This is a genomic window from Epilithonimonas hispanica, assembly GCF_003385395.1.
GTDB classification, from domain to species: Bacteria; Bacteroidota; Bacteroidia; order Flavobacteriales; family Weeksellaceae; genus Epilithonimonas; species Epilithonimonas hispanica.
The window spans coordinates 20,322-32,709 of the sequence record NZ_QNUG01000029.1 but is presented as its reverse complement, the minus strand read 5'-3'; the positions used below and the strand labels follow the sequence as shown (position 1 = coordinate 32,709).

Sequence of the window (12,388 nt, the reverse complement as noted above, 5' to 3'; positions counted from 1 at the left end):
ACTCAGTAATTTTGTTAGAAAATAGAACGATATGCTCATCATAGACTCCCCTTCTCACAACGCTTTTTTCAATATTGCTTCCGAAGAATTCCTTTTGACTAAATTTCCGACTGAAGATATTTTTCTTCTTTACATCAATGCACCTTCTATTATTGTTGGTAAATTTCAGAATACTTTGGCCGAAATCAATTTGGATTATGTAAACGATAACAACATCAAAGTCGTAAGGAGATTGTCTGGTGGTGGCGCGGTATATCACGATTTGGGCAATCTTAATTTCTCATTTCACACACTATTGGGGACCAATGATTTTCTGGATTTCGGAGAGTTTACAAGTCCTATAATTAAAATCTTAAAGGATTGGAATATCAATGCTAACTTGGAAGGGCGAAATGATCTTTTGGTGGATGGAAAGAAATTCAGTGGGAATGCAAAGTTGGCAAAAGGCGGAAAAATGATTCAGCACGGAACAATTCTATTCAATTCTGAAATGAGTGTTTTGAGTGACGCGTTGAAGATTAATCCTTTAAAATTCATCGATAAGGCTACAAAATCCAATCGCTCTAGAGTGACAAACCTTATTGATTTTCTACCAACCGGAGCAACTATAGAAGTCCTAAAACAAAAACTGATTGATGAAATCCTGAAAGATTTCAATGGAAAAGTTTATAACCTTACAGATCAGGACATTCAGGAAATCGAGAAATTAGCCAAAGAAAAATACGAAACTTGGGACTGGAACTTTGGTTTCTCTCCGAATTATAACTTCAAAAAAGCGATTAAAATCCCTGCTGGATTTATAGAAATCCATCTTGATGTTGAAAAAGGAATTATCAAAAAAGCTAAAATTTTCGGTGACTTTTTTGCTTCAAAATCGATTGAAGAATTGGAAGATTTACTCATCGATGAAAAACACGATATTGAAAATTTGAATCAAGTTCTTTCTAAAATTAATATCACAGATTATTTTGGGAAAGTGACTGTTGACGAGATTTTGGAATTATTCAAATAAAAAAAGCCTTCAAAAACTTAATTTGAAGGCTTTCTTACATAAAATTAATTAATATTATTTCTTAATAAATTTCTCTTGATAAACTGCTTTATCAGTCGTAATTCTTAGAATATAATTTCCTTTTAGAAGTTGATTCACATTGATTTTTCCATCAATCAACTTAGTATTAATCGCTTTTCTTGTAACATCGTACACAGAAACCTCAACAATCTTATCTTGAATTTTGATATTCAAGACATCGGTTGTTGGATTTGGATAGATACTTAGGTTGATTTTCTTAACATTATCATTCACAGCTAATGAAGAAGATACTACAGTCAAGGTTTTGTCAACCACTTTCCCGTTGGAATTAAAACTAACCACGATGTTTGCCGTTCCAGCACCTTGCGGCGTTAGCACCAACTCTTCATCAGAATTGATTTCTGCATTAATTGCATTGGCATTGCTATTAGATTTGATTGATTTCAAAATAGAAACCGAAAGATTGTCTGCATCTGTCACAATCGTTTTCAGGTCAATTTTTGTAATACTACTCGTAGTAATTTCCGAAGGAAAAGTAGAACTCACAACCGGAAAATCAACATCCGGGAAAACTGTTACCGCTGGAAACCAATAATAATCGTTCAAGGTTGTTGTATTCAACAAAGCGCCAGTATTGCTGTAAGTATGAATCCAGTTTTTCTGATAATGTGCGCCATAACCACTTTCTGTTGTATTAAGAATCAATTCGTCGGAAACAGGATCAACTCTCAACGCTGCACCGTAAGGAATCTGCTTGTATGTTCCTTCCTGACCAGGAATCGTGATAAAACTATCAACCAAAGTTTTAGTAGTCACATCAAATTTAATAACCTTTGTTCCCGAGGTGAAAGCATTCACAGAGTTCATCCAATACAAAGCATTCTGCTGGTTACTGTAAGTGAAACTTCCTGCGTTCCAAGCCCCCCAAGAACCTAGATATTGCGTTGCCGTAGAAAGTGGATACTCAGTCGTTTCAAAAGAGGTTGGATTAATGTTAATCAACTTCTGATTCTGGATTGCCCAAACACTTCCATCTTTTGCCTGAACAACTGAATGGAAAGCTCCGGAAATTGTCTGAACCAAAGTATTTGTTTTCGGGTCGATAATTAGAATTCCTGTAGATTGCTTAACAGCGAAAACATATTGCGAAGTTCTAATCATATTTCCGATTTGTCCTGAATATAAGCTACCTCCGTTTGTTCCTTCAATTAGACTTCCAACTTGAAGATTATCAATATCAAAAGTAAAAATCCCGTTGGAAGCCCCGATGTAACCAAGATGTTCATTCACACCAAGAAAAAAACGTCCGTCTCCTCCACCGATATTGTCAAAACCTTTGATTTTTTCCATCGTTGTAACATTGGCAACAACCAATCTTCCGCCCGGTGTATATTGCGTATCTCCGCCGTCAGAAGCTTGTTTTGAAATGAAATAGAACTTATCTCCGTAGATTGTTCCTAACTGATTTGTAGCTCCGAAAGCCTGATTATTATTCTTCTCGCTATAAACTCGGTAATAGATTTGGTCATTGTCTCCTACAAAATTCACAGAACCGTTTGTATGACCAAACCATTCTTCGTTCACCATAAAATAACCTTTGGTAAAATCCGCCTGCGCTGAGTAAACGGAAACTGGTGTCAATGTTGAAGAAATATCATAACTTTCCATATTAGGATTTGCATTCCAAACATCCCAAGAACCATCTTGCAATTGTCTGCTGCTTGCTCCTAAACCGGAATATCCAAAATCTGTATCAGTGGCGTCCTTAACCCAATAAGACCAATAACCGTTGTACCAACCAGAAAACCAATGGTCGTTAGAATCAATTGCTGTATAATTATCAAAATCATAAGCGGTTGTATTGATAATTCCATCAACTGGATAAAGCGGATAAGTTGTGTTTCCGTTATTGTAAAGTCCTACAGTTCCTTTTCCGTCAAGGTCAAAACCTAAACCTCCGATTGCACTTCCAAATTGTGTTCCTTGATAAAGTAATGAGAAGAAACGCTTATCAGTTTTTGCAATCGCTTTCAGCATATCTTCGCCTGTTGCGTTTCCGTCCCATTTGAATCCCCAAACTAAAGCATCAGGATTTTTAGCATCATTCCATTGAACAACGAAAGCGGCTTTGTTAGAACCCGTTCCAACCCAATAGACGATATCATCCATTGTGAAATCTGCCTTTTTGGACTGCGTTTTTTTAATGGAATTCGTTTTGAGATCATTTCTCGGAACTCCTTGAACTGTGACTTGTGCATTGGTAAAAAATGCAAAGAACAACAGCAATGTCAAAAGATAAAACTTTTTCATTTTTAATTGATTTAAATAATTTTATTGTTGAATTTTATTTTAAATGTAAATCGTAAGCACCGGCAACTTCGGTATAAACCACGCCAAGCCAACCTGCTTCCTGATTGATTCCGTATAAACTTTCACGAAATCGATTCCGGGAAGTTTGACATAATTTCCGTTCTTGTCAACCGCCCAAGAGATATCAATGTTCGAAGCTTCATCATTATTCGGTGCGTTGTCTGCGTATCCAAATTCATAGGATTTTCCAACCCAATAAGTTCCGCTTCCACTTTGGTCATAGTAATTGTTGGCAAGTCTAGTTCCTGTAAAACTGTAAGAAACATCTGAAATCCATAATGGATAATAGCTTTGAACGTGGAAAACATTTTTGGTCTTAAACCCTGAATTCCCAAGATTATCTGTCCATTTGATATATTCTACATCGTTTTCCCAATATTCTGTCCCTGCAACTGGCGGTTTATTTTCATTGGGTTTGAAATAATTAATCGTATAATTCTTTACTGTTGTATTCTTGAAATATTCGCTTCCGGCAATCTCATACCATTCGTCTTCATCGGGTTTTCCATTTTTATTTTTGTCATAAGCAACGAGAATGATTCCAGGTTCACAAGAGCCTGCGCGTTCTTCCTGAGACAAATCTCCCCAAAATGCATTTCCCAAAATTTTAAAGTCTTTTCCATTCATATTTGGAATGGTGTGGTCTAAACAAAAGTGACATAACCACCAAATCCACCTAACGAAATCAACGTAGAATTAGAACCTACCAAAGATTGTTTCGCTTTCTGAATCATCTGTTCCGATGTATTTCCAACAACATATTCAGGAATCTCGTTTATAAATTGTCCAACCGCAGGACGGAAATCGAAGACATTCGAAATGTATTTACTATAAGAAACCGTTTCTTTGTTGACAATGATTTTTGAAGTGTAAGTTGTCGTTGTTCCATTACTTTCAACCTTCAGAGTCAAAGGATAAGTTTTCGCATAAGGGCTGATGAAATCCAAAGTATTGTTATCAGAAGTCGCTGAATCTTTGATAATCCAAGTTAGTTTTGCGTTTCCAGAGATATTTGGAACAATATTCAAAACTTTGAAACGGTCAATAGCGTATGAATCTTTCAGAACTTCTGTTGAAGAAGTGCCGTCGTCAGGTTCATCACGGTCACTTTTGCAGGAAATAATTCCAAAAGTAAGGAATGACAGCAAAGTAAATTTTAGAAAGTATTTTTTCATTTTCATACCAATTTATTTATACAGAAAAACAAAGTGTGCAGGGATGTTTCCGCCTTCGGTTTTCCATTTGAATTTTCCGTTTTTATCAAAACAATACACGAATCCCGTGGAAACATAATTCCGTGCACCGGTCATATAAATGTCTTCTGTAATTGGGTTGACAGCAATTCCGTAAGGCGTTTTGATAGCGTCAACATATTCTTGGTCAATGATTTTATTGGAGATGATTTGCTCAGTTTTGACATCAATGATTCCGAAAGATTTGGTGTAGGAATGTGTGTAATTGAATTCGTTGCCGTAATAATAGAGTTTGCCATTCACAATCGTTATTTCGCTGACCGCAATTCCAAAGTCTTTTTTCACAGTTCCCGTTTTAGAATCCACCAAAAATAAACTCGAAGGAATCGTATAATAATCGCCTCTTGAACTCACATACAAATCGCCATCATCATCCTTTGCAATATGATGAAGATTAATCGCTACATCGATTTTCTTAGTCTCAGTAAATGTGTTCAAATCAACAACTGAAACAGTTCTGTCATAATTCGGAAATCGATAACTTCCGGAATTAGCAACATAAAGATTGTTCCCGACAATCGCCATTTCTTCCGGCTGATAACCAACGACAACTTCGCGTTTTATGGAAAGTGAATTCGTATCAATCTCAGCGACTTTTCCAATTGGTGCATTCGGGTCAAGCGAAACCGGACCTGCGTAACTTGAAGCGTAAACTTTCCCGTCTTTGAAAGTCACATAACGACAATTCTGCAACGGAATAGTTTTGATACGTTTTGTCGTTTTAGCATCCAAAACCTCGATAATATTGGAAACATTAATAACAGCGTACATCTTGCTCCCATAGATTTTGATATCATTACCAACGTCACCCAATTCTTTTATCACATTGGGATTGGCTTCTGCATAAATATTTCTGTGATAAGTTCCTGTGGTATAATCAAAGAAATCCAGCGTTGCTTTTATTGCTTCCCATATTACCTTCATTCAAGACATAAAAGCCTTTTATTGATGTATTTTCGGGCTGCATCAAGGTTTCTTCTTCGGAATAGACAAAGATGTATTCGTCTCCTCGACAAGAGAAAATGAACATTAGTAACACTAATAACAAGTATAATTTCCTCATAATGTGAAGCTGATAATGAGTTTAAAATTCCTTCCCGGCATTGGATAATTGAGAACCACATCATAATATCTGTCCAAAAAATTATTAACTTCCAGACTGACTTTGAACTGATGAGACTTGTAATCAATTTTTTTTCTGAATCGATAAATCGTGCGTGTACCAAGGCGAAATGTTGTTGTAAGCTATATTATTCTGATTCACATCATAACGCTCTCCCGCATATGATTAAATTATTTCCCAACTCTAGCCTGTAAAGAAGCAGGATAACGCTCGCCAACAATCTGAATTTGTTTTAAAGCCAAATCGATTCTGTTTAATTCTTCTTCATTCAGATGAACATTCACTGCGCCAACATTTTCTTCTAAACGATGAATTTTTGTCGTTCCAGGAATCGGAGCGATATATGATTTTTGAGCTAATAACCAACTCAAAGCAACCTGTGCAGAAGTCGCATTATTTTCGATTGCAACTGCTTTTACCAAATCTACCAACTCCTGATTTGCCTTTCTGTTTTCTTCTGAAAATCTTGGAACAATATTTCTAAAATCTTTATCGTCAAATTTTGTTTTATCAGTAATTGCTCCCGTCAAAAATCCTTTCCCAAGCGGGCTGAATGGAACAAAACCGATATTTAGCTCTTCCAATAAGGGTAAAATTTCATTTTCAGGTTCACGCCAAAACATCGAATATTCACTTTGAAGTGCTGTTACAGGCAAAACTGCGTGCGCTTTTCTGATACTTTCAACACCAGCTTCGCTCATTCCGAAATGTTTTACTTTTCCTTCAGCAATCAAATCTTTCACGGTTCCTGCAACATCTTCCATAGGAACATTCGGGTCAACTCTGTGCTGATAAAGTAAATCGATAACGTCGGTCTGCAGATATTTTAATGAATTTTCAACCACCGTTCTGATTCTTTCAGGACGGCTGTCAACACCTTTTGAAGCATCTCCGTCAAGGAAACCGAATTTTGTGGCAATCACAATGTCGTCTCTGAAAGGTTTTACGGCTTTTCCGAGTAAAGTTTCATTTCCTCCTTGACTGTAAGCTTCCGCTGTATCAAAAAATGTAATTCCTAAATCATATGCTTTTTGAATCAAATCAATTGCATCTTTTTCGTCAGTTGCAGGACCGTAACCGAAAGTCAGTCCCATACAACCTAATCCTAATTCGGATACTTCTAAGTTTTGTCCTAAAGTTCTTGTTTTCATATTTTTTTTTGTATAAAGTGTAATGTAAAAAGTAGAATTATCAAATCACCTATTTTTCACTTTACAAATGTCCGATGATTCAAGAAAGGATTTGTTATATGAATTACTGCTTTGCTTACCATTTTTACTGATGGTTCTTGCAGTCGAATTGTTGCGTAAGGGATAGAAACGGCATCCTTTTTTGTTATTGCGATTGCCAAATAGTTATAGAAATTGCTTCACTTCGTTCGCAATGACAAAAAAGATATAGCGGATAGCCCGACCCGCTTGCATTTTTTGCCTTGTTGAAATGTTCTTTTAATAGACAAAAACTTCTGGCAAAAATGCAAAGGGATACGGAAATTATTCTTCAAGAACACCGAAAATCAAGACAGATTACAGATTCTCTTACCATTATTACTGAATTGGCGATTCAGATACCTCTGAGCGGTATTTTTAGATAAATTTGTAGTTTAAAATTCATCTAAAATGAACATAAACATCCTTAAAAGCGTTGGTGAATACAGTTTTCTTCGTGGTGCAACTACGCTTCATCCGCTCATTAATGTGATGGATTATGATGATCTGAAACCTTTGAATTCGGCGACCTACAACTTCGGATTTTTCTGTGTTTTTCTGAAAGAAACGAAGTGTGGAGATCTGCGTTACGGGAAAGAATCTTACGATTATCAGGAAGAAAGTCTGGTTTTTGTGGCTCCCGGACAGATTTTGACGGTTGAAAAATACTTACCCAATATAAAACCTAAAGGAAAGGTAATTGTCTTTCATGCGGATTTCCTGAAAGGAACGGCTTTAAGCACGATTTTAAATGACTACAGTTTTTTCTCTTATGCTTCAAACGAAGCTCTGCATCTTTCCGAAAAAGAAAGAGAAATGGTGGTGAATATGTTTGATACAATTGAAAACGAACTAAAACAAAATCTCGATAAACACAGCAAAACACTGGTTATCTCACAACTTCAGCTTTTCCTGAATTATGCTACCCGTTTTTACGACAGACAATTTATCACGAGAGAGCACATCAACAAAGGAATTTTACAAAGGTTTGAAGAGCTTCTCAATACTTATTTTGTATCGGATAAACCTCAAAATATTGGTTTGCCTTCCGTTAATTTTTTTGCGGAGGAACTGAATTTATCGGCCAATTATTTTGGAGATTTAATTAAAAAAGAAACCGGCATTTCTGCTCAGGAATATATTCAGCTCAAGCTGATTGATATTGCGAAAGAAAGGATTTTTGATAATGAAAAATCGATTAGTGAGATTGCTTATGGTTTAGGGTTTAAATATCCTCAGCATTTTACGAGGTTGTTTAAGCAGAAAGTTGGGGTGAGTCCCAATGAGTATAGGAATTTGAATTGATTTAAAAGACTGTTTAAAAATGATAAAATTTTAAAACCACAAAAGTCACAAAAGTTTTTGTTTTTTTAGTATAAAAGTTCAAAAAAGGAATCTGTTTTAAAACATTATCTTTTTGCTCTTTTGGTTATCTTTTTGTAGATTTCCTTTTGTGACTTTTGTGGTTTAAATTATTCCCAAATTGTCAAATCATAAGCAGCCTGCCAAAACTGAAACTCGAGTTTGGAAGCGGTGATAAAAGCTTCATTCATTCGGTTTCTTATTTCGGGAGTTGTGTTTTCAGCGGCTTTGTTGCAAATCTCGATGGCAGTTTTAACGGCAATGGCAAAATCTTCTCCGCCGTATGTTTCTATCCAGCTTTGATAAGGATTTTCTGAAGTTTTTTCAAGATTCAGAATGTAATCTCCGACTTCCTTATAAATCCAAAAACAAGGTAAAGTAGCTGCTAAAGCCACTTCAACAGGTTCAAAAGCGGCTGTACTTCTCAAAAAATGAATGTAATGATGACAAACAGGCTGTAAAATCCCTTTGTTTGAAATCTCAAATTCTTTAAAATAGGATTCGTGCAAAGCATTTTCCACAACGATTGCATTTTCGGCAAATCTCATATAAGCCAAAGCGTCTTCAATCTGATGCGCTTTACTTCCGATTAAAGCTAATGTTCTTCCAAAATGTTCCAGATACAAAGAGTCCTGAGCAATATAAAATTGGAATTTTTCTTTGTCTAAAGTTCCATCTGATAATTCTTTAATAAAAGACATTTCGATGATGTTGTTGTAAATATTTTCAATTGATTTCCAGGCGTTTTCAGACCAATTCATTCTTGATAAGTTTTTGAGGATTAAAAAAGTGATTCAAAGGACCATTTCCTTTTCCGGTTTGGACGTTGCTTCCTTCAAGAATAGCTTCTGAAACATAATTTTGAGCTAAAGCAACAGCTCTGTCCATAGATTTTCCTTGGGCTATAAAAGAAGCAATTGCGGATGACAATGTACAACCCGAACCGTGGGTATTTTTTGTATTTAATTTTAAAGATTCAAAAGTTTGAAAACCCTCTTTATTACTATAAAATAGAGAGGTAATTTTTTCGGTTGTTTGATGTCCGCCTTTTAGCAGAATATGCTTACAGCCTAATTTTTTGATGTTTTTTCCGGCAATTTTCATATCCTCTAAAGTTTTCACTTCCATATTGGCTAAAATGGAAGCTTCATCCATATTCGGCGTGATAATATCTGAAATTGGGAAAAGTTTCTCGATAATAGTCTGAATGGTTTCTTCTTCAATCAGCCGATGTCCGCTTGTTGCCACCATTACTGGGTCAAAAACAATCGGTACTTTTTTATATTTGGCTAAAGTTTCCACAATGGTTTCAACCAATTCTGGTGTGTGAACCATTCCGATTTTGATGGCTTCAGGAAAAATATCGTCTAAAATGGATTCAATTTGTTCTGAAACGGCCTGAACAGGAATAGAAAAAATATTTCTTACACCCTGTGTATTCTGCACAGGTAAAGCCGTCAAAACTGAAGTTGCATAGCATCCCAACGCTGAAATGGTTTTTATATCAGCCTGAATTCCTGCGCCTCCACTTCCATCAAAACCTGCAATCGTGAGAACTGATGGATATTTGTATTGTCTCATCTGTCAATTTTATTTTTTATTAAGGTCAGATGGAACGCCTATTTTTGTTTTCCATAGTAAAAATGTTTTCCGTTTGGCGTTTCATTTATTGATTTCGTTTTTTAGATTAAAAGCCGCTTTTTGAGGATTTTCAGCACTGCATATTTCTGAAACTACAGCGATGCAATCTGCTCTTGCATCCATCACAGTTCTGGCATTTTTTAAATGGATATTTCCGATGGCAACCAATGGTTTTTCCGTCAGTTTTCTGATTTTCATTAAACCTTCCAATCCCCATTCTGTTATGGTATCGGTTTTAGTGTCTGTTCTGAAAACCGGACTGATTCCCAAATAATCCGAAACAATTGTTTCCTGGTTTTCAAGTTGTTCTAAATACTCAATAGAATAACCAATCATTTTATTTTGAAATGAATTTTCCCTCAAAACTGTTGGCTGAGTATCACTATTCCCAACGTGAATTCCGAAAACATCGACCTCTTTGGCTACGAAAGTATTATCATTGATGATCAAAGGAATTCCATATTTATCGGTAATTTCTTTCAGACGAATTGCTTTTTGCAGAAAATCTTGGTCGGAAGCATTTTTCTCCCGTAATTGGATGATATCTACACCACCTAAAATTGATTGTTCGGCAACTTCAAGAAAGTTCCGTCCTTTACAATCAGCTTCAGAAATCACAAGATATAATTGGTAAGGAAAAGAATGAATTAAACTCATTTTTTAGAAACTTTTACGTTATCGAAAAATTCCTTTTCAGAAATATTGTAAAGCTTATCTAAAATATTCATTTGAAGACTTCCAGATCCATTTGAAATTTTTTCTGCTAATTCTCCGGCTATTCCTAAAAGCGACATTGCAGCAACAGTAGATTCGGTTTTATTTTCAAAAATCCCAGCAAAAGCTCCAATAATTGCCGAAGCAGAACACCCCAAACCCGTTACTTTCGTCATTAATGGATGTCCGTTTTCAACAAAATAAGTTTCTTTCTCATCAATAATAATATCCGTTGCACCCGAAATACAGACTACAGATTGATAATTTTCAACAAGATATTTTGCGGCATTAATTGCCTCGTTACTTTCTGCTGTACTGTCAACTCCTTTTGTAATCGTTTTATTGGCTTTGGCTAAAGCGATAATTTCAGATGCATTTCCTCTGATAACTTTTGGTTTGAATTGTAAAAGCTTTGCCAAAACCTCATCTCTGAAAGAAGTTGCGCCCGCTCCGACTGGGTCTAAAATCCAAGTTTTATTTGTGCGATGAGCTTCTTCTGCAGCAATCAACATTGATTCAGACCAATATTCATCAAGTGTTCCGATATTGATAACGACAGCATTCGAAATGGCGACCATTTCTTTGATTTCAGATTTTGCGTGAGACATAATCGGTGAAGCTCCGACTGCCAAAAGCGCATTGGCAGTATTATTCATTACCACGAAATTGGTGATATTATGAACAAGCGGCGATTGTTTTTTTACAGATTGAATGTAATTCCAAAGGTTGTTTTCCATTTAATTTTAATTAAAAATAAGCTTTAGGAAAACAAATAGAATAAGAAAGAAAACATCAAAAGATGCATTCCTGCTTTTCCCTACGTCGGTGTGAGCCGTATCAGGTTCAAAGGGACTCTCTCAATTCTTTTCAGAATACCCCTAAAGCGTGAAACAAATATACGAATGTTCTGTATTTAAAATAAGGTTTAAATAAAAAAATAGTCCTTATTAATTGGGCATAAAAAAACCGGGATAAACCCGGTTGAATATTATAATTAGTGTATAAAAGATTATCCAAAGAATGAATAACTTTTATTTATTACTTTACTAGTTCGATATTGATTGCTGAAAAACCTTTTGGAGATCTTTCTTTTTCGAAAGATACTTTGTTTCCTTTTTTTACCGGTACTGCACAGTTGTTACTATGGAAAAAGACATTTTCATTAGTTTTATTTTCCGTAATAAAACCGTAACCTTTATCACTTAAAAAAGTTACAATTCCTGTTTTAATAGGAGATTCTGCTTCCACAGGAGCTGCTCCTAACTGGATATCGTCCAAATCAACCTCTACTCTTTCTTCTGGTGGTGTAGAAGTTAATCTTCCGTATGCGTCAACATACATAAACTCGGTTTCTTTTCCTTTGTCGTTATTAGTTTTTCGTTCTTCACGACGAAGTGCTTTGTCTTTTTGTTTTTGAAGTTTTTTCTTGAAGTTTTCTTTTTTTGAGAAAGAATCTGCCATAAATTATTGGTTGTTATTTTAAATTAATGTTCTGAAATTGAATTAAATGAATTCAGAATAAATCTTCATTAATGGAATTTGAAAATCGATTCCTAATAAGATTAAAAAGTTATTCTGTTTCTACTATTCAGAGAGATTGTGTCGCCAATAAAAACATTAACCAAGGCCGAGAACACAAAACAAAAGAAAACGTTGCATCAGCAGATACAGAAAACCGTTTAGA

At 35.5% G+C, this 12,388-nt stretch carries 11 protein-coding genes, 1 pseudogene and 1 riboswitch; of the genes and pseudogenes, 2 read left to right on the top strand and 10 right to left on the bottom strand.

The features are described from left to right. Nucleotides 1-31 precede the first annotated feature (31 nt). Nucleotides 32-1,012: a lipoate--protein ligase gene (locus DRF58_RS12930; protein ID WP_116036043.1), complete on the top strand. Its 981-nt coding sequence runs from the start codon at nucleotides 32-34 to the stop codon at nucleotides 1,010-1,012. A gap of 54 nt (nucleotides 1,013-1,066) precedes the next feature. Here the strand turns inward: DRF58_RS12930 and DRF58_RS12925 are convergent, their stop codons facing one another. The 5 genes and pseudogenes from DRF58_RS12925 to DRF58_RS12905 all read right to left on the bottom strand — a co-directional run bounded on the left by DRF58_RS12925 (nucleotide 1,067) and on the right by DRF58_RS12905 (nucleotide 6,930). Further along, entirely contained in the window at nucleotides 1,067-3,343 is a 2,277-nt protein-coding gene (locus tag DRF58_RS12925) for a DUF5074 domain-containing protein (RefSeq protein ID WP_116036042.1), read from the bottom strand. 39 nt (nucleotides 3,344-3,382) lie between these two features. After that, nucleotides 3,383-4,030: a hypothetical protein gene (locus DRF58_RS19035; protein WP_317124864.1), complete on the bottom strand. Its 648-nt coding sequence runs from the start codon at nucleotides 4,028-4,030 to the stop codon at nucleotides 3,383-3,385. 17 nt (nucleotides 4,031-4,047) lie between these two features. Further along, entirely contained in the window at nucleotides 4,048-4,578 is a 531-nt protein-coding gene (locus DRF58_RS19030) for a hypothetical protein (RefSeq protein WP_317124863.1), read from the bottom strand. Between the two features lie 12 nt (nucleotides 4,579-4,590). After that, nucleotides 4,591-5,719: pseudogene (locus DRF58_RS12915) on the bottom strand (YncE family protein). A 230-nt stretch (nucleotides 5,720-5,949) separates the two neighbouring features. Then, nucleotides 5,950-6,930: an aldo/keto reductase gene (locus DRF58_RS12905; RefSeq protein ID WP_116036040.1), complete on the bottom strand. Its 981-nt coding sequence runs from the start codon at nucleotides 6,928-6,930 to the stop codon at nucleotides 5,950-5,952. Between the two features lie 468 nt (nucleotides 6,931-7,398). On the opposite strand from DRF58_RS12905, the gene DRF58_RS12900 reads away from it, so the two are divergent. Next, nucleotides 7,399-8,292: a helix-turn-helix domain-containing protein gene (locus tag DRF58_RS12900; protein WP_116036039.1), complete on the top strand. Its 894-nt coding sequence runs from the start codon at nucleotides 7,399-7,401 to the stop codon at nucleotides 8,290-8,292. A 167-nt stretch (nucleotides 8,293-8,459) separates the two neighbouring features. Here the strand turns inward: DRF58_RS12900 and tenA are convergent, their stop codons facing one another. The 5 genes from tenA to DRF58_RS12875 form a co-directional block, all read right to left on the bottom strand. Then, nucleotides 8,460-9,110 (bottom strand): thiaminase II, encoded by a 651-nt coding sequence (gene tenA, locus DRF58_RS12895; RefSeq protein ID WP_116036037.1) that lies wholly within the window; start codon nucleotides 9,108-9,110, stop codon nucleotides 8,460-8,462. Further along, nucleotides 9,097-9,930 (bottom strand): bifunctional hydroxymethylpyrimidine kinase/phosphomethylpyrimidine kinase, encoded by an 834-nt coding sequence (thiD, locus tag DRF58_RS12890; RefSeq protein ID WP_116036035.1) that lies wholly within the window; start codon nucleotides 9,928-9,930, stop codon nucleotides 9,097-9,099. The genes tenA and thiD overlap by 14 nt, the downstream gene beginning before the upstream one ends. A gap of 81 nt (nucleotides 9,931-10,011) precedes the next feature. Further along, nucleotides 10,012-10,647: a thiamine phosphate synthase gene (gene thiE, locus DRF58_RS12885; RefSeq protein WP_116036034.1), complete on the bottom strand. Its 636-nt coding sequence runs from the start codon at nucleotides 10,645-10,647 to the stop codon at nucleotides 10,012-10,014. Continuing rightward, nucleotides 10,644-11,441: a hydroxyethylthiazole kinase gene (gene thiM / locus DRF58_RS12880; protein WP_116036032.1), complete on the bottom strand. Its 798-nt coding sequence runs from the start codon at nucleotides 11,439-11,441 to the stop codon at nucleotides 10,644-10,646. The genes thiE and thiM overlap by 4 nt, the downstream gene beginning before the upstream one ends. A 60-nt stretch (nucleotides 11,442-11,501) precedes the next feature. After that, nucleotides 11,502-11,594, bottom strand: a riboswitch (TPP riboswitch). Between the two features lie 148 nt (nucleotides 11,595-11,742). Next, on the bottom strand, nucleotides 11,743-12,165 hold the full coding sequence (locus DRF58_RS12875; RefSeq protein ID WP_116036030.1) for a cold-shock protein: 423 nt from the start codon (nucleotides 12,163-12,165) through the stop codon (nucleotides 11,743-11,745). Nucleotides 12,166-12,388 lie beyond the last annotated feature (223 nt).

Bases quoted from the DNA above. Each gene is read 5' to 3' on its own strand.
- DRF58_RS12930 (WP_116036043.1), top strand. From the start codon at position 32: ATGCTCATCATAGACTCCCCTTCTCACAACGCTTTTTTCAATATTGCT.
- DRF58_RS12925 (WP_116036042.1), bottom strand. From the start codon at position 3,343: ATGAAAAAGTTTTATCTTTTGACATTGCTGTTGTTCTTTGCATTTTTT.
- DRF58_RS19035 (WP_317124864.1), bottom strand. From the start codon at position 4,030: ATGAATGGAAAAGACTTTAAAATTTTGGGAAATGCATTTTGGGGAGAT.
- DRF58_RS19030 (WP_317124863.1), bottom strand. From the start codon at position 4,578: ATGAAAAAATACTTTCTAAAATTTACTTTGCTGTCATTCCTTACTTTT.
- DRF58_RS12905 (WP_116036040.1), bottom strand. From the start codon at position 6,930: ATGAAAACAAGAACTTTAGGACAAAACTTAGAAGTATCCGAATTAGGA.
- DRF58_RS12900 (WP_116036039.1), top strand. From the start codon at position 7,399: ATGAACATAAACATCCTTAAAAGCGTTGGTGAATACAGTTTTCTTCGT.
- tenA (WP_116036037.1), bottom strand. From the start codon at position 9,110: ATGAATTGGTCTGAAAACGCCTGGAAATCAATTGAAAATATTTACAAC.
- thiD (WP_116036035.1), bottom strand. From the start codon at position 9,930: ATGAGACAATACAAATATCCATCAGTTCTCACGATTGCAGGTTTTGAT.
- thiE (WP_116036034.1), bottom strand. From the start codon at position 10,647: ATGAGTTTAATTCATTCTTTTCCTTACCAATTATATCTTGTGATTTCT.
- thiM (WP_116036032.1), bottom strand. From the start codon at position 11,441: ATGGAAAACAACCTTTGGAATTACATTCAATCTGTAAAAAAACAATCG.
- DRF58_RS12875 (WP_116036030.1), bottom strand. From the start codon at position 12,165: ATGGCAGATTCTTTCTCAAAAAAAGAAAACTTCAAGAAAAAACTTCAA.